At 64.5% G+C, this 21,972-nt stretch carries 20 protein-coding genes and 2 pseudogenes; 9 read left to right on the top strand and 13 right to left on the bottom strand.

Annotation, left to right across the window (positions count from 1 at the left end; translation table 11 throughout):
- From LZ538_RS04610 to LZ538_RS04590, 5 genes and pseudogenes are all read left to right on the top strand, one after another.
- A pseudogene (locus tag LZ538_RS04610) lies at positions 1–322 on the top strand (hypothetical protein); the annotation flags it as partial.
- Positions 323–524: 202 nt separating this feature from the next.
- Positions 525–2,855, top strand: a complete 2,331-nt coding sequence (locus LZ538_RS04605) for a tetratricopeptide repeat-containing sulfotransferase family protein (protein WP_249830804.1) — start codon at positions 525–527, stop codon at positions 2,853–2,855.
- Between the two features lie 50 nt (positions 2,856–2,905).
- Positions 2,906–3,826: pseudogene (gene cysD, locus LZ538_RS04600) on the top strand (sulfate adenylyltransferase subunit CysD); the annotation flags it as partial.
- Positions 3,826–5,748, top strand: a complete 1,923-nt coding sequence (cysN, locus tag LZ538_RS04595) for a sulfate adenylyltransferase subunit CysN (protein WP_249830802.1) — start codon at positions 3,826–3,828, stop codon at positions 5,746–5,748. The pseudogene cysD and the gene cysN, both read left to right, overlap by 1 nt.
- A gap of 47 nt (positions 5,749–5,795) precedes the next feature.
- Complete coding sequence (locus LZ538_RS04590; protein WP_249830801.1) at positions 5,796–6,569, top strand: MipA/OmpV family protein; 774 nt, start codon at positions 5,796–5,798, stop codon at positions 6,567–6,569.
- 7 nt (positions 6,570–6,576) lie between these two features.
- Here the strand turns inward: LZ538_RS04590 and fdxA are convergent, their stop codons facing one another.
- From fdxA to LZ538_RS04575, 3 genes are read right to left on the bottom strand one after another with little or no spacing between them, the layout of a single operon-like run.
- Positions 6,577–6,915: a ferredoxin FdxA gene (gene fdxA, locus LZ538_RS04585; protein ID WP_249830800.1), complete on the bottom strand. Its 339-nt coding sequence runs from the start codon at positions 6,913–6,915 to the stop codon at positions 6,577–6,579.
- Between the two features lie 26 nt (positions 6,916–6,941).
- Positions 6,942–7,214 (bottom strand): RNA-binding S4 domain-containing protein, encoded by a 273-nt coding sequence (locus LZ538_RS04580; RefSeq protein WP_249830799.1) that lies wholly within the window; start codon positions 7,212–7,214, stop codon positions 6,942–6,944.
- Positions 7,211–9,727, bottom strand: a complete 2,517-nt coding sequence (locus LZ538_RS04575; RefSeq protein ID WP_249830798.1) for a helicase-related protein — start codon at positions 9,725–9,727, stop codon at positions 7,211–7,213. Before LZ538_RS04575 ends, LZ538_RS04580 begins: the two co-directional genes overlap by 4 nt.
- Before the next feature lie 97 nt (positions 9,728–9,824).
- Between LZ538_RS04575 and LZ538_RS04570 the strand changes: the two genes are divergently transcribed.
- On the top strand, positions 9,825–10,931 hold the full coding sequence (locus LZ538_RS04570; RefSeq protein ID WP_249830797.1) for a M23 family metallopeptidase: 1,107 nt from the start codon (positions 9,825–9,827) through the stop codon (positions 10,929–10,931).
- A 6-nt stretch (positions 10,932–10,937) separates the two neighbouring features.
- Here the strand turns inward: LZ538_RS04570 and LZ538_RS04565 are convergent, their stop codons facing one another.
- On the bottom strand, positions 10,938–11,093 hold the full coding sequence (locus LZ538_RS04565; protein ID WP_249830796.1) for a hypothetical protein: 156 nt from the start codon (positions 11,091–11,093) through the stop codon (positions 10,938–10,940).
- 214 nt (positions 11,094–11,307) lie between these two features.
- Here LZ538_RS04565 and LZ538_RS04560 point away from each other — a divergent pair, with 214 nt between their 5' ends.
- Positions 11,308–11,622 carry a hypothetical protein gene (locus tag LZ538_RS04560; RefSeq protein WP_249830795.1) on the top strand — a complete coding sequence of 105 codons (315 nt, stop codon included), beginning with the start codon at positions 11,308–11,310 and terminating at the stop codon, positions 11,620–11,622.
- Between the two features lie 22 nt (positions 11,623–11,644).
- On the opposite strand, the gene LZ538_RS04555 is transcribed toward LZ538_RS04560, so the two are convergent.
- The 7 genes from LZ538_RS04555 to LZ538_RS04525 all read right to left on the bottom strand — a co-directional run bounded on the left by LZ538_RS04555 (position 11,645) and on the right by LZ538_RS04525 (position 18,498).
- Positions 11,645–13,327, bottom strand: coding sequence for an ATP-binding protein (locus LZ538_RS04555; protein WP_430741943.1), 1,683 nt, complete (start codon positions 13,325–13,327; stop codon positions 11,645–11,647).
- Positions 13,328–13,410: 83 nt separating this feature from the next.
- Positions 13,411–14,127 carry a TIGR02186 family protein gene (locus LZ538_RS04550; RefSeq protein ID WP_249830843.1) on the bottom strand — a complete coding sequence of 239 codons (717 nt, stop codon included), beginning with the start codon at positions 14,125–14,127 and terminating at the stop codon, positions 13,411–13,413.
- Between the two features lie 47 nt (positions 14,128–14,174).
- Positions 14,175–15,086, bottom strand: a complete 912-nt coding sequence (locus LZ538_RS04545; RefSeq protein WP_249830794.1) for a sulfite exporter TauE/SafE family protein — start codon at positions 15,084–15,086, stop codon at positions 14,175–14,177.
- 50 nt (positions 15,087–15,136) lie between these two features.
- Positions 15,137–15,760 (bottom strand): hypothetical protein, encoded by a 624-nt coding sequence (locus tag LZ538_RS04540; RefSeq protein ID WP_249830793.1) that lies wholly within the window; start codon positions 15,758–15,760, stop codon positions 15,137–15,139.
- A gap of 48 nt (positions 15,761–15,808) precedes the next feature.
- Positions 15,809–16,234, bottom strand: a complete 426-nt coding sequence (locus LZ538_RS04535) for a hypothetical protein (protein ID WP_249830792.1) — start codon at positions 16,232–16,234, stop codon at positions 15,809–15,811.
- Positions 16,231–17,601: a glycosyl transferase family protein gene (locus LZ538_RS04530; RefSeq protein ID WP_249830791.1), complete on the bottom strand. Its 1,371-nt coding sequence runs from the start codon at positions 17,599–17,601 to the stop codon at positions 16,231–16,233. Before LZ538_RS04530 ends, LZ538_RS04535 begins: the two co-directional genes overlap by 4 nt.
- Before the next feature lie 432 nt (positions 17,602–18,033).
- Positions 18,034–18,498, bottom strand: coding sequence for a hypothetical protein (locus tag LZ538_RS04525; RefSeq protein ID WP_249830790.1), 465 nt, complete (start codon positions 18,496–18,498; stop codon positions 18,034–18,036).
- A 103-nt stretch (positions 18,499–18,601) separates the two neighbouring features.
- Between LZ538_RS04525 and LZ538_RS04520 the strand changes: the two genes are divergently transcribed.
- The gene (locus LZ538_RS04520; RefSeq protein WP_249830789.1) at positions 18,602–19,528 is read left to right on the top strand and encodes a calcium-binding protein; all 927 of its coding nucleotides are present in this window, start codon (positions 18,602–18,604) and stop codon (positions 19,526–19,528) included.
- A 202-nt stretch (positions 19,529–19,730) separates the two neighbouring features.
- Complete coding sequence (locus LZ538_RS04515) at positions 19,731–20,501, top strand: phenylalanine 4-monooxygenase (RefSeq protein WP_249830788.1); 771 nt, start codon at positions 19,731–19,733, stop codon at positions 20,499–20,501.
- A gap of 7 nt (positions 20,502–20,508) precedes the next feature.
- Here LZ538_RS04515 and LZ538_RS04510 read toward each other — a convergent pair whose 3' ends face one another.
- A complete protein-coding gene (locus LZ538_RS04510; protein WP_249830787.1) occupies positions 20,509–20,700 on the bottom strand; it encodes a hypothetical protein in 192 nt (63 codons plus the stop codon).
- 82 nt (positions 20,701–20,782) lie between these two features.
- Positions 20,783–21,964, bottom strand: coding sequence for a dual-specificity RNA methyltransferase RlmN (gene rlmN / locus LZ538_RS04505; RefSeq protein ID WP_249830786.1), 1,182 nt, complete (start codon positions 21,962–21,964; stop codon positions 20,783–20,785).
- Positions 21,965–21,972: the final 8 nt, after the last annotated feature.

The following is a 21,972-nucleotide window of genomic DNA, read 5'->3' as shown; positions in this document are numbered from 1 at the left end:
CATCGTGTCGTCGAGCGAGAAGCGCGGGACCCTCCTCGCCGGCCTGAGCGTCGGCGGAAAGGTCGGACCGGTCGATCTGCGGCTTGGTTACGAGGGCGAATTCGCCAGCGACGTCCACAGCCATGCGGGCAACTTCCGCATCGTGGTGCCGCTGGGTGGCCACGCGGCTCCGCCGCCGCCGCCGCCGCCGCCTCCGCCTCCGCCGCCGCCGCCGGCCACGCAGACCTGCGCTGACGGCTCGGTGATCCTGGCGACGGACACCTGCCCGGCACCGCCGCCTCCGCCTCCGCCGCCGCCACCGGCGCCAGAGCGCGGCAAGTAAGGCAGCCGATGAGATGGTGAGCGTCGCCTGACGCTCGCCGCCTCAGCCGGAACATTCGATTGAAGGGAGAAGAGGGAAGAAATTCCCTCTTCTTTCTTTTTGGGGCTGTCGTTCCGCGCGCCGGTGTCTAAGGTGGACTCGGGGGGCGGATTGCGGCGCCAAAAGCCTTTATCTGCCGACACTTCCAGCTAAAAGAACGGCCATGAGCAACAGCAAGACCAGCAATGCCCCGAAGCGGGCGCAAAACGTCGGCGGGATGCGTCCCCCTCAACAGGGCCAATCGGCGCCCCGTCGCGCCCCGGGATCGCAGCGTGTGGAGAATGTCGACGAGGCGATCGCCAAGGCGCAGGCCGGACGCGTGAACGTGTCGCCCGTCAAGGCCGTCGAGATGGCGGGACAGCTCTACACGCGCCGCCAATATGCGCAGGCGCAACGCGTTTGCCGGCAAATCATCCAGGCGCGGCCCGCGAATGCCGACGCGCACAACATCCTCGGCGTCACCCTTGCCGCGCTGGGCAATGCCGATGAAGCGATCGCTTCGCTCCGCCGGGCGATCAAGCTGAACGCCCAGGCACCGAGCTATCATGCGAACCTCGGTGAGATCCTGCGCCAGAACAACCGGCTCGACGAAGCGGAGCAGGCGCTCGAAGCAGCTGTGCGGCTCGACCCGGACAATGCCCAGGCCCTGAACAATCTCGGCATCATCCGGTACGAGCAGAGGCGCTTCAAGGACGCCGTCGATTATTATCAGCGGGCGCTCGCGATCCGGCCGCAAATGAGCGAGGCCCTCAACAACCTGGGCAATGCGCACCGGATGACGGGCGACATCGACGCGGCGATCCAGGCGTATCAGGACGCGCTGGTCGTTCGCGCCAACTATCCCGAAGCCTACAACAACCTCGGCACGCTGCTCCAGCAGGACAAGCGGCTCGAAGAGGCCGAGCACGCTCTCCGGAAGGCCATCCAGCAGAACCCCAAATATATCGAAGCGCACAACAACCTGGCGCAGCTTCTGGCCGCGCAAAAGCAGGAGGTGGAGGCGCTCCGCATCCTCGGCGAGGCGCTGAAGATCGCTCCCAACAGCATCCAGACTTTGCTGATCACGTCCCGCATCCAGAACCGGCGCAATGCGCACGGGCCGGCCGAGGGCGCGGCCCGCATGGTGCTGAAGCAGGAGCCGGAGAATGCGGAGGCGCTGACGATCCTCGGCCAGGTCCTCCACGAGACCGACCGCTACGACGAGGCGCTGGAAGTGCTCGAGCGCGCCCTAAAGAGCCGTCCGGATTCGCCGGAGGCGCTCAATTTCTACGGCGTCGCGCTCAAATCCATGGGGCGCCTTGAAGAGGCGCGCGAGTACATTCTCAAGGCGCTGAAACTCAACGACGCGATGTACGGCGCATATGCGAACCTCAACGACCTCGTCGATTTCTCCGAAGGGATCGGCGACGAGCTGTTCGGGCGGATGGAAGCGATCTTCGAATCGGTCAAAAACCCGGAAGCCGACCAGTTCCTCGCTCTCCACTTCGCTTATGCGAAAGCGCTCGAGGATCGCGGCCAGCACGAGAAGGCGCTCGAACATTACATCACGGGCGGGCGCATGAAGCGTGCCCAGCTCAACTATACCGAAAGCGAGACCTTCGGCTTCTTCGACAGCATCCGTGCCTCCTTCCCGAAGGAGGTCTTCGAGAACCGCAAGTGGGAGGGATCGGACGACGATCGCCCAACCTTCATCGTCGGAATGCCGCGTTCCGGTTCGACTCTCGTCGAGCAGATCCTCTCCAGCCACCCGGACGTCTACGGAGCCGGTGAGGTCAAGTATCTGAGCCGCGCGCTAGGCCAGCTGCGCGACCGTTTCCCGTCGCTGCCTAAGTTCCCGCAGATGATCGAGAAGATCACGCCGGCGCAGCTCGAGCTGGCCGCCAAGAGCTACCAGCAGGCTCTTTCCGCCGGCGCCGGCGATGCGAAGCGCATCACCGACAAGCTGCTGACGAACTATTTCTTCGTCGGCTTGATCAACCTTCTCTTCCCGAAGGCGAAGATCATCCACACCCGTCGCGATCCGGTAGACACTTGCCTGTCCGGCTTCACCAAGCTGTTCAAGGACGACATGCCGCACAGCTACGACCTGGGCGAGCTCGGCCGCTATTACGGCAAGTATATCGAGATCATGAACCATTGGGAGAAGGTGCTTCCCGAGGGGACGCTGATCACCGTCCAGTATGAGGAGGTGGTCGCTGACACCGAAGGGCAGGCGCGTCGCCTGATCGACTTCCTCGGCTTGCCGTGGAACGACAAGTGCGTCGATTTCCACAAGTCCGACCGCCCGGTGAAGACGGCGAGCGTCGCCCAGGTGCGCAAGCCGATTTACAAGACTTCGGTGCAGCGCTGGAAGAAATATGGCACGGGCCTGCAGCCGCTGGTCGACGCGATCGAATCCTCGGTCCCAGGGAAGCCGGCCCGCAAATCCGCAGCAAAAGCGGAAAAGGCCGCGGAGCCGAAGAAGTCGAAATCAAAGGCGAAAGAGAACGCCTGAATTGGTGGAGCGGCCGGCAGGGATGAAGCCTTCGCCAGCCGCTCGCTGAAGCGGGGAAATCGGAAGCAAACGTGCGTTCACTGACGCATCTCGATCGGCTCGAGGCCGAGAGCATTCACATCATGCGCGAAACGGTCGCAGAGGCCGACAAGCCGGTGATGCTCTATTCGATCGGCAAGGACTCGGCCGTCATGCTGCACCTGGCGAAGAAGGCGTTCTTCCCGGGCCCGCTGCCGTTCCCCTTGCTCCACGTCGATACGACCTGGAAGTTCCGCGACATGTACGCACTACGCGACAAGGTCGCCGCGGACCCGGCAATCAAGCTGATCGTCTACAAGAACCCTGAGGCCCAGGAGAAAGGGATCAATCCCTTCGACCACGGGCCGCTCCACACCGACATGTGGAAGACGGAAGGGCTCAAGCAGGCGCTTGACGCGCATGCTTTCGACGCAGCGTTCGGAGGGGCTCGCCGCGACGAGGAGAAGAGCCGGGCCAAGGAGCGAATCTTCAGCTTCCGCGACCGCAACCATCGGTGGGACCCGAAACGGCAGCGCCCCGAGCTTTGGTCCCTTTACAACGTCAGGAAGAACAAGGGCGAGAGCATGAGGGTCTTCCCGCTCTCGAACTGGACCGAGCTCGACGTCTGGCAATATATCCTGAGGGAAAAGATCGAGATCGTGCCGCTTTATTTCGCGGCCGAGCGACCCGTCGTCGAGCGCGACGGACTGCTGCTGATGGTCGACGACGAGCGCTTTCGCCTCGACGGCGCGGAGCCGACGATACGCAAAGTCCGCTTCCGCACCCTGGGCTGTTACCCGCTCTCCGGAGCGATCGAGAGCGACGCCTCGACGATCGAGGAAATCGTCGCCGAGATGCTGCTTACGACCACGTCGGAACGGCAAGGCCGCGCAATCGACCGCGATGCCGGAAGCGCCAGCATGGAGAAGAAGAAGCAGGAGGGATATTTCTGATGTCCCGGCCGCTCGATTCCGAACAGGAGCTTATCCGGACCGACGTTCGCGCCTGGCTCGCACAGCAGGAAGCCAAGGAGCTGCTGCGGTTCATCACCTGCGGCAGCGTCGACGACGGCAAGTCCACCTTGATCGGGCGGCTGCTCTACGAGAGCAAGCAGATCTTCGACGATCAGCTCGCGGCGCTTGAAAGCGACAGCAAGCGGCACGGTACACAGGGCGAGAAGATCGACTTCGCTTTGCTGGTCGACGGCCTGTCGGCGGAGCGCGAGCAGGGTATCACGATCGACGTCGCCTATCGCTTCTTCACCAGCGCGCGGCGCAAGTTCATCGTCGCCGATACGCCGGGTCACGAGCAATATACGCGAAACATGGTGACGGGCGCGTCGACCGCCGACCTTGCCGTGCTGCTGGTCGATGCGCGCAAGGGCGTCCTGACCCAAACGCGGCGGCATTCCTATCTCGCGCAGCTGGTCGGGATTCGCCGCTTCGTGCTGGCGGTGAACAAGATGGACCTGGTCGATTACGATCAGGCCGCGTTCGACGCGATCTGCGCGGACTATGCCGGCTTCGCTGGGAAGATCGGGATCGCCGAATGGGTCGCGATCCCCGTGTCCGGACTGAACGGCGACAATATCATGAGCCGCAGCGATGCGACCTCCTGGTATTCGGGCCCCACATTGCTCGAGCATCTCGACAGCGTACCGCTCGACGCATCCGCCGATGCCGAGAAGGCGTTCCGGATGCCGGTGCAATGGGTCAACCGTCCCAATCAGCATTTCCGCGGTTTCTCCGGGCAGATCGCGTCAGGCTCCATCGGTCCTGGGGCCGAGGTGCGGGTCCTCCCGTCCGGGCGCGTCACCCGCATCGAAAGGGTTGTCACCCTCGATGGCGATCTCGACGAGGCGGTCGCCGGCCAGTCGGTCACGCTGACGTTCGAGGACGAGATCGACTGTTCGCGCGGCGACGTTATCGCTGCCGCCGGAGACCCGTCCGAAGCCGCCGATCAGTTCGAAGCGACAATCGTGTGGATGGCCGAGGATGAGCTCCTGCCCGGCCGCGGCTATTGGATGAAGATCGGGACGCAGACCGTCACCGCGATGGTCCAGCACCCGAAATATGAGGTCAACGTCAACAGCCTCGAGCATCTCGCGGCGCCGACGCTTGGCCTGAACGGCATCGGCGTGGCGGAAATCGCAACCGACCGGGAGATCGTGTTCGAGCCCTATTCGGTCGAGGGCGGAAGCCCGAACAAGGCGCTGGGCGGCTTCATCCTGGTCGACAAGCTCACCAACGCGACCGTCGGATGCGGCATGCTGCACTTCGCGTTGCGGCGCTCGCTCAACATCCATCGCCAGCACCTCGATGTCAGCCGCGAGACTCATGCTCATCTGAAAGGGCAAAAGCCTGCGGTTCTCTGGTTCACGGGTCTGTCGGGGGCGGGCAAGTCAACGATCGCGAACATCGTCGAGAAGAAGCTGGCGGCGCGCGGCCGGCACACCTTCCTGCTCGACGGCGACAATATCCGCCACGGGCTGAACCGCGACCTGGGCTTCACCGAGGCGGACCGCATCGAGAACATTCGCCGCGTCGGCGAGGTCGCGCGGCTGATGTCGGATGCCGGCCTGATCGTGCTCACGGCCTTCATCTCGCCGTTCCGCGCCGAGCGGCACATGGTGCGTCGCATGATCCCAGAGGGCGAGTTCTACGAGATCTTCGTCGACACGCCTTTGGCCGATGCGGAGAAGCGCGACACCAAGGGACTCTACGCCAAGGCGCGCGCCGGAGAGCTAAAGAACTTCACCGGAATCGACAGCCCGTATGAAGAGCCGGAAAGTCCGGAAATCCGCATCGACACGACCGAGATGACCGCCGACCAGGCCGCCGATCTGATCGTCGAGGAGTTGCTGAAGCGGCGCTGAGCCTTACGGTCCTGCAACCAAGTCCGCTGAAGGCGGTTACGCCCCAGATGAAGCCAGCCCCGTTCGCAATCTTGCTCGCCTTCGCCTCCAGCGCCGCAATCGCGCAGGACAGCAACGATCTTCGCGTGCGCGTGGGGCTGGGCGCTCAGCTGCGGCCTGAATATCTGGGTTCCGACAACACCCAGATCGCGCCGCTGTGGGATATCGACATCGCCAGGGGGACGAAGCCGTTTCACTTCGAGGCGCCCGACGACAAATTCGGGATCGCGCTGATTTCGAGCGATACCTTCTCTGCTGGTCCGACTGCTCATGTCGAATGGAAGCGAAAGGAATCCGACGTGGGTGCTCCGGTCGGAAAGGTACCGACGACGTTCGAGGCCGGAGTCTTCGCCCAATTTTTGCCGACGCAATCGATTCGCCTGAGGGGCGACGTGCGCAAGGGCATCGGCGGTCACGAGGGCGTGGTCGGCGGCCTGAGCATCGACAAGATCTGGCGCGACGGCGACAAATATGTCTTCTCGGTCGGCCCGCGCATTTCATTCTCCGACGCCAAATATCAGCGAGCCTATTTCGGCGTCGACACCGAGGCTTCGACGGCATCTGGACTGCCAGCCTATCGGCCCGGCGGAGGGCTGCACGCCGCGGGCGTCGCGAGTGGTTTGTCCTACCAGTTCAGCGACCGTTTCGGCATGTTCGGCTTCGCGCGCTACGAGCGCCTGATCGGCGATGCCGCGAAATCCCCGATCGTCCGCGAGCTCGGCTCCCGCGACCAACTGTCGGGCGGACTCGGCCTAAGCTACACGTTCACGATTCAGCGCTGAGAAGCGGTCAGTCGCCCTGGCCCGGGTCAGGCGTGAAATATTTATCGTACTTGCCCTCTTCGCCCTTGTGCTCATCGGCGTCCGCGGGGCTGTCCTTCTTGCGCGTGATGTTTGGCCATTGCGCGGAAAAGGTGGTGTTGAGCTCGAGCCATTTTTCCAGCCCGCCTTCGGTGTCGGGCAGGATCGCTTCGGCCGGGCATTCGGGCTCGCACACGCCGCAGTCGATGCATTCGTTCGGATTGATGACGAGCATGTTCTCGCCCTCGTAGAAGCAATCGACCGGGCACACCTCCACGCAGTCCATATATTTGCAGCGGATGCAGGCGTCGGTGACGACGTAGGTCATTGAGTGCAGCTCCCTTTGGAAAATCGCTAAGAGGCAGCGCTGCCCTCGTCAATTCCCAGCTCTTCGTAACAAGACCTCGCCTCTGGAGCGGGGCCGCGCCGTTCCGGCAGCGCGAGGACGCGAAGGACCCGGACCTGGCCGTGCAGCGGAAGGGCGATGGTGCTGCCCACCCGCACCTCCTCGCTCGGCTTGAGCACTCGGTGACCGTTGAGCCGGACGTGCCCTTCGTCGATCACTGCCTGGGCGAGCGTGCGGCTTTTCACCAGTCGGATGCAATGGAGGTAGCGGTCGATCCTCACTTCTTCAGCTTGGCGAGCTCTGCGAAGGCGTGGGACGGCGCTGCGCGGCGGTCGTGGTGGCGTTCGCGACGGCCACGCCACCGCCATGCATCGCCTGCCCGGGTGAAGCCGATCTCATTCATCAGCAATGCGATCGCCTGCTCATCGAGGCCGATGGAGGTGGCGAGCTGAACGTCGACGGGGTCGTCGCCGCCCGCAGAGCGCACCTTGCGCGCATGGCTCGCCAGCCGGTCGGCCAAATCGATGCGGATCCACCCGCGGCCCAGCCGCCGATAGGACAAAGCGGCGCCGCGCGGGTCGGCCTCGGAAGTCAAAGTCGCCGCGCCGGGAGGCGGAAGCTTTGGCATCGGCTGACCGCTTCGGATCGCGACGAGCGCCGCGCGCCAGTGCTGTGCCGCGGGTTTCAGTAGCGCCGGCACAAAGACGTCCAGGGGTCCCAAGCGGACGCGAAGCCGGTGCAGCGCCTGACGGTCCGCATGCTCGAGATGCGAGATCGCGCCGATCATCGCCTTGCGAGCGAGCAGGCCTCCCGCATCGGCCAGCATTGCCGCCAGCGCCCGGACGCCGGGAGTGCTGGCCGGATCGCCTGCGGCCGCGGCGAGTCGCTTCAGCGGAACGAGGTGCCGCTCGATCTGGACATCCAGCCACCGCTCCAGGCGCTGGCGGAGCGCTGCCCGGCTGGATGCCGACAAGCGGTCGAGCGACCGCGCCGTGCGGAGCGCCGGCTCCAGCAGCGAGCGGCCCGGAGCCAATCGAGCGAGCACATGGCCTTGCCAGGCGACCCCAAGGCCCCCGCTGTCTTCGGCGACCATGGTGAAGGCCTCGTCGGGAGCGTCGGCAAGTTCCCTGGCCCGGCGGTCGAGCTCATCGCCCAGCCGCCGCTCGGCAGCCGCCAGGAGCAGCCGCTTGTCGGCGAGGCGGGCATTCGGATCGACGCGGAAGTCGAAGCCGCTGAGATGGCCGATCGGCTCAGGGCCGACGCTCACCTCGCCGTCGGCGGCGACCGTGACCGGCAACGCATCGGCGCCGCGCGCGCCGATGTCGCGCACGAGGACGGCCGTGCGCCGGTCCACGAAGCGCTGGGTGAGGCGCTCGTGCAATGCATCCGACAGGCGCGCCTCGACTTCGCGCGTCCGCTCGGCCCACTTCGCCGGTTCCTGCAGCCAGTCGGCGCGATGGGCGATGTAGGCCCAGCTGCGAATCCCGGCCAGGCGGTCGGCCAGCGCCTCGATATCGCCGCTGACGTTGTCGAGCCGCGCTACCTCGGCCGCAAACCATTCGTGCGGCACGTGACCGCCCTCGCCGATGTAGCTGAACACGCGCCGCACCATGCGCGCATGGTGCATCGGGCCCACTTTCCGGAAATCGGGGAGGCCGCAGGCGGCCCACAAGCGCCGTGCCTGCGCCCCCTTGCGTGCGCGGATGGCCGGATCCTCGGCGATATGCCTGAGCACGGCGAGATCGATCGCCTGGGGCGCCGGCCGTAGCAGCGGATCGTCGCTCTTGCGCTCCAGGCTCGAGATCAGCGTCGCAACGTCGGTGAAATCGAGGTCGGCGTTTCGCCAGTAGACGAAGTCGAGCGGTCGGAAGCGGTGTTCCTCGATCGCATCGATCTCTTCGTCGCTGAAGCCGGCGCCCTCTTCATTGAGGCCGAGCGTGCCGAACGTCCCGTCTTTCTGATGCCGTCCCGCGCGGCCGGCGATCTGGGCCATTTCGGCGATCGTCAGGCGGCGGTCGCGCCGCCCATCGAACTTCTCGAGACCCGCGAAGGCGACATGGGTCACGTCCATGTTGAGGCCCATGCCGATGGCGTCGGTGGCGACGAGATAGTCGACCTCACCGCGCTGGAACATCGCGACCTGCGCATTGCGCGTCGCGGGCGAAAGGGCGCCCATGACGACTGCGGCGCCCCCGCGGAACCGGCGCAGCATCTCGGCAAGGGCGTAAACCTGCTCGGCTGAGAAGGCGACGACCGCGGACCTCGGCGGCAGCCGCGAAAGCTTGACGCCCCCGGCGTAACGCAGGGTCGAGAAGCGCGGGCGGCTGACGATCTCGGCGTCGTGGAGCAGATGGCGGATGATCGGCTTCAGCGTGTCGGAACCGAGGATGAGCGTCTCCTCACGGCCGCGCGCGCGAAGCATGCGGTCCGTGAACACGTGGCCACGCTCGGGATCGATGCCGAGCTGCGCTTCGTCGATCGCCGCGAAAGCGAAGTCGCGCTGCATCTCACCATCATGATGAGTGTCGCCGCCCGAGACCGGCATGGATTCGGCCGTGCACAGGAAATAGCGGGCCTGCGGCGGGACGATGCGCTCCTCGCCCGTCAGCAGCGCCACCTGCTTCTCGCCCTTCATCGCGACGACACGGTCGTAGACCTCGCGAGCGAGAAGCCGGAGCGGAAAACCGATGACGCCCGAGGAGTGGCCGCACATCCGCTCGATCGCGAGATGTGTCTTCCCCGTGTTGGTCGGGCCCAGGATGGCCCGAACCGGTGCGTCTGAACGCGGCGCCATGACTCGTTGAATGTGGCAGCGCTTTGGCCGGGCGCAAGGTTCCTTTTGTCGCAGATTTAAGTGGGTTTTAACCTCGTTTAGCGATCACGGGGGCGTGTTGACGCGGCAAGAGAGCGCACTGCGGCCCTTCGGCCGCCGAACGGCTGCCAGCCGTGCGCTGCCTTATGCCTTGCCGAACCCCGGCTGGAAGGCGGTGGGCGCCCTGGCGCTTATTTGCAGCGGCGTCGCCTGGGCATCGCTTCCGAGCGTATCGGATATCGAGCGCGGCGCCGGGCATGAATGGCACGCCCTGGCGATCGCACCACTTTCCGCCGGCGGCAGGACGGGGCTCCGCATGGATGCCACGCCCGCGGCTGAACCGGTGGCGTACGTGCCCAAGCGCACTGCGGCAGCGCCCGTTCCCGTTCCTGCGCCCCCACCGGTGCTGCATAGCGGCCCTTCGCGAATCAGGGGCGAGGTCGGTGACGGTCTCTACTGGTCGCTAAGGGCGGCCGGAGCCTCGCCCGCCGCTGCGGCGCAATATCTTTCCGCACTGGCGACCGAGATCGATGTCGGCGAGGTAGCGATCGGCGACCGGTTCGACCTCGTCCTTGGTGGAGGAACGGAGCGGCCCCTGCTTTACGCGGGACTGGATCGTGCCGGCACTTCAGACCTCCAGCTCGTCCGCTGGAACCGCGGCGGCCGAGATCAATGGATCGACGCGGCAGCGGCGGAGCGGCCAACCACCATCTCCAGCGGGCCGATGGCCCCCGTCAATGGGCGCATCACATCTTACTTCGGCAATCGCATACATCCGATCCTGCGCTTCACCCGCTTCCACGCGGGCGTGGACTTCGGCGCAAGCTGGGGAAGCCCGATCGTTGCGACCGCGGACGGCCAGGTTGTCCGGGCCGGCTGGTCCGGCGGCTACGGGCGCCAGGTGCGGATCGCGCACGGCGGTGGGCTCGTGACCAGTTATTCGCACATGAGCAGCATTCTCGCGCAACCCGGCAGCTTCGTACATGCCGGCCAGGTCATCGGCTACGTCGGCTCGTCAGGCCTCTCTACGGGCCCTCACCTCCATTATGAGGTGCTGCGCGATGGAACGCCGATCAATCCGCTTGGCGTGCATTTCACGAGCGTGCAGACAGTCGATGTGGGCGTTGTGAACGCGGTGAAGGCGCGCCTGAAGGCGCTCCTCAGTGTAGGCGTGAGGAAGGGCTAGGCCCGCTCAGCGCATCGGCGATGAGTGCCGCAGCTTCTGCGTTGTTTCCACCGCGGTCTTCACCGTCCAGGCAAATCCCAGGAAGCTGTAGACGGCCAAGCCCACGAGGATCGCAATCAAAGCGACAACCACCGCTTCGCGAATTCGATCAAGCGCAATCATGGTCCATATAGTTCGATTCTCGCCCGCCCCTGTCAGTCAGGCGTTTCCCTGATCGATTCAGGAAATGGTGCGCGTGACGGGCGGAATCGTAACGGCACTGCACTTATGTCCCAGAACGGGATATAATGGCACGGCCTCGCACGCTTTGAGGCCCGGCGGCCATGGGCCGCTTTGTGGTGCGCTTTCCTTTCGCTGAAAGTGAAGGAAGCCAGCGATGACCGGGACAGGGACCCTTACGCATCCGGGAGAGAATGCCGCCGATTCCGAGGTGGGAACGAGCGACGTCTCCTGGGAAAGCCTTTCCTCGGAGGAGTTGAAGTCGGTCGTCAGCCGCGGCGTGCAGGGCGGCGAATGGTTTTACGCAGCGAGCCGTGAGCTCCAGCGCCGCGCTGCACTGGCGACGACGACCGCGGAGGAAGCGGAGACGACCGTCACTCGACGCAAGCAGCAGCTGACGCAGATTGTCATATTGGCGGTTGCTGCGTTCCTGCTGGTCGCAAGCGCGATCGAGATCTGGAGCCGGTTCTAGCCGACGCGAAGCCAGCCGGAACTCAGCGTCCGTGGCCGCGCCAGCGCTTGATCGTGCGCTGGATGATGCCCTCTTCGTCGCCTGTCTCGCGCCAAAGGCGGGCAAAGCTCGGGTCTGACGAAGCCGGGCGCTTCTCAGGCTCGAGGTCGTCGAAGCGCACGCGGATCGGAATGGCGACACCCTCACCGCAGACGATGCATTCGCGGTTGCGGAGCGCGGGGATGGCGTCGAGGAAGCCGCGCGCGCCCTCGGGCATCGCTGCCCGCACGCACGCCTGGTCGCGGTCGTTGTTCAAGCGCATCGAAACGATGGTGCCGCACTGCGAGAGCACGCCCTCGGCGAGGTCCGACGGGCGCTGCGTAATCAGGCCCAGGCTGACGCCGTACTTACGGCCTTCCTTGGCGATCCGCTCGAGGATGCGGCGGACGGACTGGCCTTCGCCCGTTTCATTCTTGGGCACGTAACGGTGCGCCTCTTCGCAGACCAGGAGGAGCGGGCGCTGTGCCTCGGTCCGCGACCAGATTGCGTAGTCGAACACCATTCGAGCGAGCACCGAAACCACCACCGACGTGACTTCTGACGGAACGCCGGAAACGTCGACGATCGAGATCGGCTTTCCGTGACTCGGCAGGCGGAAGAGCTTGGCAAGGAAGCTGCCCATCGAGTCCGAGACAAGCATGCCGGAGAACATGAAAGTATAGCGCGGGTCGGCGCGAAGCTCGTCCAGCTTGGTCTTGAGCCGCTGGAACGGAAGCGTGTCGCCGGCACGGTCGAGCTTGCCCATCTCATTGACGATGATCCCGTTGAGATCGGTGAGCAGGTACGGGATCGGGCTGTCGACGGTGACCTTGCCGAGCGTGCTGAGGTCCTTGCCCTTCGTGCGTGCGGCAAGCAGGCACTTGGCGAGGATGTCGGCATCGCGTTGCCGTTCGGCGCCGTGCGTGGTCAGCAGAACCTCGCAATGCTCCTCGAAGTTCATGAGCCAGTAGGGCAGCTGCAAATTGTCCACGTTGAACAGCTCGCCGCACCCCTTGAACGCCGCGGAATATTCCCCGTGCGGGTCGATCATCACAATGTGACCCTCGGGCGAAAGCTGGGAGATCCGGTGGAGGATCAGAGCGACCGACGTCGACTTACCGGTACCCGTCGAGCCCAGCACGGCGAAATGCTTCGAGAGCATCGGGTCGACGTACAGCGCACCCCTGATGTCGTCGGTCGGATAGACGGTGCCGATCTCGATGTGCGGCTCATCGCTTGCGGCGAAAATGGCGCGAAGATCGTCGGTCGTGACAGGAAGAACCTCTGAACTTGGAATCGGGTAGCGCGTGACGCCGCGGCGAAACTGGCTGAGGGTGCCGGACGTATCGCGGGTGCCTTCACCAAGGAAATCGACGTGGGCGATCACCTCGCCCGCGTCTCCAGCGCGCATCGTGCGCACGTTCGCGATCAACCAATTGCCATCGACGACCATCTTTACCTGGCTGCCGACTTGTCCCGACATAGCGACCGAGGGGTCTGAATGGGATTGCAGCGAGCTCAGCGCGGCCGCGTCGAGCCGGATCTGCGACCCGGAGCCGGCAATCTCAACCACCTGGCCAATGGCCGCGAGCGCCGGTGCGCTGGCGGTCTTCTTGGCCGCGGGCACTTCCTCACCGAAATTACTCATTTCATCGAGGAACTGACGCAGGTTAGGCTGATCGTTCATCTACTCACCACCCCGTTACTTCGACACAGGGTGCCGGGCTTACCCGTAAGCGGTTAAAATAGGCTTAGTTCAGGGGCTGCCGCCTACATTCGGCGGCGGAAGAGAGCCGCCGCCGCCCAGCCCATGGCGAGCGAAAGGAATACGGCGGCGAGACCGTATATCAAGCGATGCCGGCGCGCGGCGAGCGCGACGAATCGTTCGAATCCCGACTTGTCGATCTGGATGTCGCGCGTCGCCGCAGCGAGCACCTTGCCCCTGTCCACCAGGAACGTCTCGGCCGTGTAGGTGCCCACCGGAACCTGGCTCGGGATGGTGATGGTGGCGCGGTACAGCACGCCTTCGTTGATCTCCACGCCGTGCGCATTTTCGGAATAGAGTCCCTGCCGCTTACGCAAATCCAGGAGGCCCGCCTCGAACCGGCTTTCCTTCTCCGGCAGAGCGCCGCCCCCGGGCGAGAGCTGGAGATTGTCGAGGCCCATCTCGTAGATCGCGGCGGTGCGGTCGTCGACGAGCGCTGAAACGGGCTTTGACGACGCGACTGCGTAGAAGGATGGCGCCGACCGGAAGCGGTTGGAATCCGCGTTCATCCAAATTCCCGCGATCTTCTGCTTTTCGCGGATGAGTATCGGTTGCACCGGGCCTCGGAGCACGACCACGATATCCGCGGGGCGGCTCGGTGCGCGTCCGCCAGGATAGACGATCGCTCCGAACAGGAGCAGCTGAGCACCGGTAAAGGTATAGCGAATCTCGACCCGACGCGCGGAGATGTCGGGGACCAACAAAGGCTTTGCCTGCCCCATCAGGAACGGGGCCGTGATGGCGATCAGGAGGGCTGCGCGCTTGCCGCTCACAGATACTCGATCGAGTAGATCTCGTCCGGCCGCCATGTCAGGCCGAGAGCGACGCGCCCAGCGACAATCAGGATGATCACAGCGAGCGCGAGGCGAAGCAGGTCCGGCTTCATCCGCGTGGTAAGAAGCGCGCCATATTGGGCGCCGACGACGCCGCCGAGCAGGAGCAGGGCCGCTAGCACAATATCGACGGACCGCGTCGTCAGCGCATGGACCAGGGTCGTGGCGGCGCTCACCGCCAGGATCATGACGAGGCTGGTGCCGATCACGACGCGCGCGGCCATGCCGAGCAGGTAGATCATCGCGGGGACGAGGATGAAGCCGCCACCGATGCCTAACAGCACGGTCAGCATCCCGGCGCCGAACCCAAGCGCGAGGGGAGCCAAGGGTGAAATGTAGAGACCGGAGCTGTAAAAACGCCATCGATAGGGAAGCGAGGCGACCCAGCGATTGTGGCCCTTTTGCTGCGGCCGCGGGGGCGGTCCCGATATGTAGCCGAGGGCGACCAATGCATCCTTCAGCATCAGGCCGCCGATCCAGGCCAGGATCAGCACGTAGAGACCGCCGATGACCACGTCGATCTGTCCGCTCGCCTGCAGGATCCGGAAAAGGCCCGCGCCGAACACCGAGCCGACAAGCCCGCCGGCAATCATGACTCCGCCCATCTTCAGGTCGACGCCGCCGCGGCGCATGTGCACCATCACGCCGGACACGCTCGCACCGGTGATCTGCGTCGCCGCCGAAGCCACGGCAACCGTCGGCGGAATGCCGTAAAAGATGAGCAAAGGCGTGGTCAGGAAGCCTCCGCCGACCCCGAACATGCCGGAAAGCACGCCAACCACGAGCCCGAGCAGCACGATGAAGAGCGCGTTGACCGACTGGCCCGCTATCGGAAGGTAGATGTCCATGGCCCGCCCGAATGCCTAGCCGCAAACTACGGCAAGGGCCAAGCGAGCGGTTAGAAATCTCCCGCGAGAGTGACCGCAGGGCCGGAACCGGGCGCAGCATTGCCGGCAAGCCGCTGCCGCCAGTCGAGATGAACGCGCACGTTGGGCCGGACCTGCATCGAGATGCGCGGTCCGGCATCGACGCGATAGACGCCGGGCTGAGCGCCTCCCCAGACGCCGAACCCGGCGCTGAATTGGCGGTAGACAGGACGGCTGACGGCGGCGCCCCCATCCACGAACAGATAACGGTTTCGGAAATCGACCACGCCCCCCTGCAGGTAGGCGTCGAGCGCGAATTCGAGAGGCAGCGGCCGCTGCCAGATGCCCCCTTCCACGAACAAGGCGAAGGCGTTGCGGCCACCGAGCCGGCTCAAGGCCTGGCGTCGTTCGAGCGTAAACCACACCGGCAGGCTCTGCAGTGGCTGCACGCGGACTCCGGCGGCGACCTCTCCGGTCGCGCGCCCGACATCGCTCGTCGTCCGGAGGGTCGCTGCGATTTGCCGCGTGAAATTGTACGAAAGGCGTGCTCCGGCCTGGCTGCCCCCGAGATTGCCTACACTGCCCAGAGAGCTCGGCCCGAGCGCACCATTCTGGCCCCGCAACAGGGCCCAGCTCGTGAGCTGGACGCGGTCCAAGGCTTTTGGCCCAGCCGCGACGGGACGGCTTTGCAGTACGATTGGGGATTATGCGGGCGATGCTGGCCGCATGGGCGGCATCGACGTCGCCGCGATGCGGGACAAGGGCCATTCATCCAGCGCAGGCACAGGCGGATAGAAGAGCGGCTGGGGCGTCGGTGCAATCGCTGTGTAGGCGGCTTGCTGCAACGGCGCTGGGGTTGGCGCGCTCAGATAATAAGCCGGGATAGCGACCGGCTGCGGACCTTGCCTCCAAGGGACGGTGGCAGGCCAAGGCGGCTCCGAAGGGTTCGGGAGAGTCTCGGCCTCATATTCCGCCATCGGCGGGAATTCAGTCGGAGCGATTGGCGGCGGCTTGGCCTCGCTCGGCTCGATCGCGAACAACTCCCTGCCGGGCAGTGCGCCAACGGTCGCCGCGCGAATGCCGGCCCAGCCGAAGGCTGCCAGTACGAGAAAACGCAGCGACGGCCTCAACGCGGCATCTCTTGCGGGAAGACGTGGGGCGTCTTGCCCCAACGCGTTGCGCCACCGGCCACATGCAAGGAGAGGGCGCGGGCGGCAGCGAGCATCGCGATGACGTTGCCGACGATCAGGCGGGGAATCGACAAGAGCCCCTCGCCGAGCCCGTAAGCGGACGTGGTGAAGCAGGCGCGCATGAATATCCGCCAGGCGAGCAACCAGCCGTTGATTGTCAGCAAGGCCACAAGCGTGGCATCGAGGCGCGTATGGACGGGAGCGCCGAGCGCTTCCGCGAGCCAGATCTGCGACCACAGAAAGGCGGCGGCATATGCCGCCAGCAGAAGCAGAGCGGCCAAGGGACCTCGCCGGTCCCGCATCCGCATCCATCGTTCGCCGAGCCCGCCGCTCCAACCCAGCCGATCCCAGCCTGAAAGAGCGATCCCGCCGAGCCAGCGCGCCTTCTGTCGGACCGCCGCGCCAAGCGTGGACGGGAAATGCCCGCGGCTCGCCACCACGCCGCGCTCGCCCGGCTTGGCGGGAATGCGAACGAACATCGTCCGGTAGCCGAGGGCGCCGAGACGAAGGCCAAGCTCATAATCCTCGGTCATGCTGGTGCCTGCGAATGGCTTGCCGTCCTGGGCGCCAGCGAGTTGGGCGAGCGGTTTCCGTGCAATTGCGCAGGCGACGCCTGCCAGCGGAATGGCGGCGCCGACAGCTTCGCGAACGACGAGCTCCTTGCTGTGAGCTTCGGCGAACTCGTCGCAATAATGGCCGGCGATCCAACGCGAATGGCGGTTGGGCAGAGGCAGCACCGGCAGCTGGATCAGCGCGGCGCGGTCGATAAGGCCGTCAAAGATGCGCAGCTCGTAAGGATGGACGACGTCCTCGGCGTCGTGCAGCACTATCGCTTCGGCCACTCGGCCCGTGTCGATCTCATAGGCGATCAGGGCGTCGTAAAGGTGATTCAGGCAGTCGCCCTTGGTGGTTGGGCCGTCGACGTCGACTGTAACGGCTTCGACACGCGCATCCTGCACTGTGGCAATGGCAGCGGCGGTCGCCGGATCGTTGCGGTACTGGCTGACGAAGATCCGGTAATTGTCATAGTCGAGGCGCTCGAGCGCGGACTTCAGCATGGGGGCGATGACGGTCGCCTCGTCCCATGCCGGAACGAGGATGGCGAGGAATGCCGGGTCCTTCCTGAAGACGAAGTAACTCGCATAGGCCCGCTGGTGGCGCGTGTAGACGGTCACTGACCGCCAGGTCCGGCGCCCGAAATAAATGGCGTCCACGAGGAGGTCGTTGATCGCGAACAACAGGAATCCCACGCCCGCAAAAAGGGCCAGCTCGGCCGCGGCACGGCTGAGTGAGTCGGCAAGCGGCACGGAGAAACGGGCGAGCTAGTCGGAGGTGACCCGGCGATGGGGATAAGCTCGGTACATGGCAGCCTCCACAGCTGGAATCGACGCGGCCGAGCGGATGCACTCATTGCATATGCAATAATGATCAACAAGAGTGGAGGCATTGTTCCCTTTCGCAAACCCAGCGAGGGAACGGTGGAAAATCAGAAGGTTGAGACGTTGGCGCGGTCGCTTCGATCAGCGTTGCGTGCTGGGTCTCTCCCCGGTGGCGTTGTTAGCGGTGGAGATGACGAGCTTGTGTCGATCACGCTCTGCGGAGACTTCAATCTTCGAAGTGTGGCCGAAGCTCTTTTGGACAGCGCGGAAAGGTCAGATCAAACGTGTAGCGGCTGACGGGCTTAAAGGCGTCGTAGGCCGTTTCCGCCACCGCTATCAGCGCCTCAACGGTCTCGCGGTTTAGATCATAAAAGACAACTCTCCTTCAACGGTGCAAGAATAGGTGCACCCGTGAAGGTTATTGGCCGCATAGATGGGCGTGTTCGGATCCCCGCCCCGAAACTCAATAAACGGTATCTGAGAGACCGGCGCGGCATGTCCTGACACGCGGTCCGGCGTTTTGCTGAAGTCGGCCAGATGGGCCGCGCCCTGACGAACTTCGTGCCAATGTGGAAATGCTGTGTCGAACCGCGTTTGAGCGTCACGCAACAGCTTTGTTTTAACGTGCTTCGCGATGGACAGGTCGCGGGCGAGAAGACCGTTGATTGCCTTTAGCGCCTGTCCAAAGTGATAGAGCTGCATCGCTCCGTCGCGAGCCGCAATGAACTGCCAACGCCCTATTTCTGGCTGTCGGACATCGGCATCGTATGTGACCAATTTCCCGGCGTAGTCGAACAGCGCCAGCGCCGCCTCGATCTCGTTCAAGTAGGTTTTGAGCGAAGCCAGGTTGTTCCTAATCGCTGTCGTTGGACGACGCTCACGCTCCGGTAGGCCTCTTTCCCATATTTGAGGTATCTCGCGGTCCCACATGCCGCTTTGTAATCAGCGGTTTGCCCGGAATGACCAGATCTACACCGATGGGGGTGCGGACATCGTCCGCGCTGGATCGGGTTTCGACTTTGTTTGGCTGGCCGCCGGACTGCCGGGGGAGATTTCCGACCTCGATGGAGGCGCCGACAGCGACACTTTGAACCTGTCGGGAATCAGCGCGGGGGTTCTCGTATCGGACTCGAGTGGCGCAGGCTCGGACATCATAATCACGAGTGCGGTCACCGGCTTGCAGATCGGCGTGGCGCGGGGCTTCGAGGAGATCGACGGTACTAGCAGCGCGGACACCATCGACCTCAGCCATCAGATCATCAATTTTAGGGTCGTCGGCGATGGCGGAGGCGACACGATCACCGGCGGCTCCGGTGATGACGACCTGAGTGGCGGCGCCGGGAACGACAGCATCACCGGCGGAGGCGGCAACGATCAGATGTCGGGCGGCGATGGCGACGACATTCTCGTGGCGGGCCCCGATAACGGCAAAACTACCGAGTTCAACCAGTATCAGGACCGGTTGGACGGCGGGGCCGGCAACGACCGGTTGGTGGCCGGGTACAACACGGTCCTAACGGGCGGCACCGGCGCCGACACCTTTGTCTTCCTGACCGATCCAGGCGATTTCACCTTTGTCGCCCAGTTCGACAAGGGAGCCGACAAGATCGACCTGACCGGCTTCGACGCGAATGCAAATGTCGCGGGACAGCAGCACTTCGTCTGGGCCAACGGGTCGAACAACGGCCAGATCGGCGTGCTGAACTATGCGCAGGTGGGGTTCGGGAGCATCGGCGGCCAGACTCTTGCGGATTATCAGGTCACGGCTGACACCGATGGCGACGGCGTCGTCGATTTCAGTTTCTACGTCCGCTACGTGGGCGCGACGATGTCCCAGAGCGACTTCTTCATCTGAGTGACCGGATCGAAGCGGGTCATTGATCGTTCAGCCGTAACCTGAGATACGGAAGCGCAATGACCCGCCGCACGATCAGCGCCGTTTATTATTATCCCGACGAGGTTGGGATCGGCTGACGCGCGCCTAGTTCAGACGACCAACCTCGACCCGCTCGGCAACCGCCCGGCGGGTTTTTTATTGCCATCGGAAGGGACTTCGCATGTTTCAGGAGACGACAACAAAAGACCGGCCCGCGGAACGCTGGCGGGACTATGTCGTCCCGCAATCCTGGGAGGCGTTCACGGCAGAGGATCATGAGGTGTGGGACCTGCTGTTCGCGCGGCAGGTGGAACTACTCGGGTCGCGCGTCGTGTCGGCCTTCCTCGACGGTATCGACCTGCTGCGCCTGTCGCACCCCGGCGTGCCCGACGTCGAAGGATTGAACGCGATCCTCGAGCCGCGCACGGGCTGGAAAACGGTCGCCGTTCCCGGCCTGGTGCCCGACGACATCTTCTTCGCGATGCTGAGCGAACGCGTGTTTCCGGTCGGCAATTTCATCCGCAAGCGCGAGCAGCTCGACTATCTCGAAGCGCCCGACTGCTTCCATGACATGTTCGGCCACATCCCGATGCTGGCGCACCACGACTTCGCCGAGATGGTCGAGCATGTCGGGCGGCTGGGGACAGCCGCGATCGCTGCCGGCGAGGGGCATCGCGTTGCCCGTATCTATTGGCACAGCGTCGAGTTCGGTCTCGCGCGGGAACGCGGCGAGCTGAAGATCCTTGGCGCAGGCCTCGCGTCCAGCTTCGGCGAGGCGCATTTCAGCCTGGAAAGCGAGGAAGTGGACCGCCTGCCGTTCTCCGTCGAGCGGGCCGTGAACACGCCCTACAAACACGACGCCTTCCAGCCTCGCTACCTGGTATCAAGCTCGCTCAACGAGACGATCGAGCAGGTCCTTGGATTGACGCCCGAATCTTTGCTCGCCTTGTAGCCGGGCGTCAGCGCTGGGGAGCGGCGGCGCCCTGGGAGCCGGAGGAGTCGTTGCATTCCTGCTTCTTGGTGATCTTGGTGCCGGTCGCATCCTGGTCCACCAGGCTGCATTCCTCGGCCGACGACTGGCTCGCCTGCTGAGTGGTTGCACAAGCAGAAAGCGCACACGACAAAGTCAACGCAATCAGACACATACGCATGTGAAGAATCCCCTGAAAAGCCGCCGCGGCTTTGCCGGAAGTTAACAACAGTAGCAATGTTATCTTCGACGAACGGCAGCGATCAGGCGGCCGACGGGACCTTCGCCCTGCGCTTGCGCTCGGCCGCGGTTTTCAGCTGGCCGCAGGCAGCGTCGATGTCGCGGCCGCGGGGCGTTCGCACCGGCGCGGAGATGCCCGCTTCGAAGACGATGTTGCTGAACGCCCTGATGCGGTCCGGGTCCGAGCATTCATAGGACGCCCCGGGCCAGGGATTGAACGGGATCAGGTTCACCTTCGCCGGCAGGCGGTACCGGCGGATCAGGCGCACGAGCTCACGCGCATGCTCGTCAGTGTCGTTCTTGTCCTTGAGCATCACATATTCGAACGTGATGCGGCGTGCATTGTTCGCACCCGGATAAGCCGCGCAGGCCTCGAGCAACTGCTCGATCCCGTACTTGCGGTTCAAAGGCACGATCTCGTCGCGGATCTCCTTGGTCACCGCGTGCAGCGAGACCGCGAGATTGACCCCGATCTCCTCGCCTGCGCGGGCCATCATGGGAACGACGCCGCTGGTAGACAGCGTGATGCGGCGTCGCGACAGGCCCAGACCGTCGCCGTCCATGACGATCTTCAGCGCGTCGCGGACGTTGTCGAAATTGTACAGCGGCTCGCCCATGCCCATCATGACGATATTGGTCAGCATCCGGCCCTCGGGCTGGCTGGGCCATTCGCCGAGCGCGTCGCGCGCGAGCATCACCTGACCGACGATCTCCGCCGGTTCGAGGTTGCGAACGAGCTGCATCGTCCCCGTGTGGCAAAAGCGGCAGTTCAGCGTGCAGCCGACCTGGCTCGACACGCACAGGGTCCCGCGATCGGCATCGGGGATGAAGACCATCTCGAAATCATGGCCGTCATGGGTCTTCAGCAGCCATTTGCGCGTGCCGTCCGACGAGACCTGCGCCTCGACGACCTCGGGCCGTGAAATCGCGAAGCGCTCGGCGAACCAGGGACGCTGGCCCTTGGCAATGTCGCTCATCGCCGAGAAGTCGGTGACGCCGCGATTGTAGATCCAGTGCCAGACCTGCTTCGCGCGCAGCTTCGCCTGCTTCGGTTCCAGTCCGGCCGCCTCGAACTCGGCACGAATCTTTTCCCTCGGCAGCCCCACAAGCTCGACCAGGCCATCGGCGCGCGGGACTGCGGCCCGTGCGACAGGCACAGGATCGACGGCCCCCGGGATAGGCATCAAATTGGTGTCGGCGCTCATGGCGAGGC

This window comes from Sphingomonas hankyongi (assembly GCF_023516575.1).
In the GTDB taxonomy this organism is placed as follows: Bacteria; Pseudomonadota; Alphaproteobacteria; order Sphingomonadales; family Sphingomonadaceae; genus Sphingomicrobium; species Sphingomicrobium hankyongi.
Note: the sequence above shows the minus strand (reverse complement) of the source record. Positions and strands in the feature narration are given on the sequence as shown.

Excerpts from the sequence above, each read along its gene's own strand:
- LZ538_RS04605 (WP_249830804.1), top strand. The coding sequence starts at position 525 with ATGAGCAACAGCAAGACCAGCAATGCCCCGAAGCGGGCGCAAAACGTC.
- cysN (WP_249830802.1), top strand. The coding sequence starts at position 3,826 with ATGTCCCGGCCGCTCGATTCCGAACAGGAGCTTATCCGGACCGACGTT.
- LZ538_RS04590 (WP_249830801.1), top strand. The coding sequence starts at position 5,796 with ATGAAGCCAGCCCCGTTCGCAATCTTGCTCGCCTTCGCCTCCAGCGCC.
- fdxA (WP_249830800.1), bottom strand. The coding sequence starts at position 6,915 with ATGACCTACGTCGTCACCGACGCCTGCATCCGCTGCAAATATATGGAC.
- LZ538_RS04575 (WP_249830798.1), bottom strand. The coding sequence starts at position 9,727 with ATGGCGCCGCGTTCAGACGCACCGGTTCGGGCCATCCTGGGCCCGACC.
- LZ538_RS04565 (WP_249830796.1), bottom strand. The coding sequence starts at position 11,093 with ATGATTGCGCTTGATCGAATTCGCGAAGCGGTGGTTGTCGCTTTGATT.
- LZ538_RS04560 (WP_249830795.1), top strand. The coding sequence starts at position 11,308 with ATGACCGGGACAGGGACCCTTACGCATCCGGGAGAGAATGCCGCCGAT.
- LZ538_RS04555 (WP_430741943.1), bottom strand. The coding sequence starts at position 13,327 with ATGAACGATCAGCCTAACCTGCGTCAGTTCCTCGATGAAATGAGTAAT.
- LZ538_RS04550 (WP_249830843.1), bottom strand. The coding sequence starts at position 14,127 with ATGGGGCAGGCAAAGCCTTTGTTGGTCCCCGACATCTCCGCGCGTCGG.
- LZ538_RS04545 (WP_249830794.1), bottom strand. The coding sequence starts at position 15,086 with ATGGACATCTACCTTCCGATAGCGGGCCAGTCGGTCAACGCGCTCTTC.
- LZ538_RS04520 (WP_249830789.1), top strand. The coding sequence starts at position 18,602 with ATGCCGCTTTGTAATCAGCGGTTTGCCCGGAATGACCAGATCTACACC.
- LZ538_RS04515 (WP_249830788.1), top strand. The coding sequence starts at position 19,731 with ATGTTTCAGGAGACGACAACAAAAGACCGGCCCGCGGAACGCTGGCGG.
- LZ538_RS04510 (WP_249830787.1), bottom strand. The coding sequence starts at position 20,700 with ATGCGTATGTGTCTGATTGCGTTGACTTTGTCGTGTGCGCTTTCTGCT.
- rlmN (WP_249830786.1), bottom strand. The coding sequence starts at position 21,964 with ATGAGCGCCGACACCAATTTGATGCCTATCCCGGGGGCCGTCGATCCT.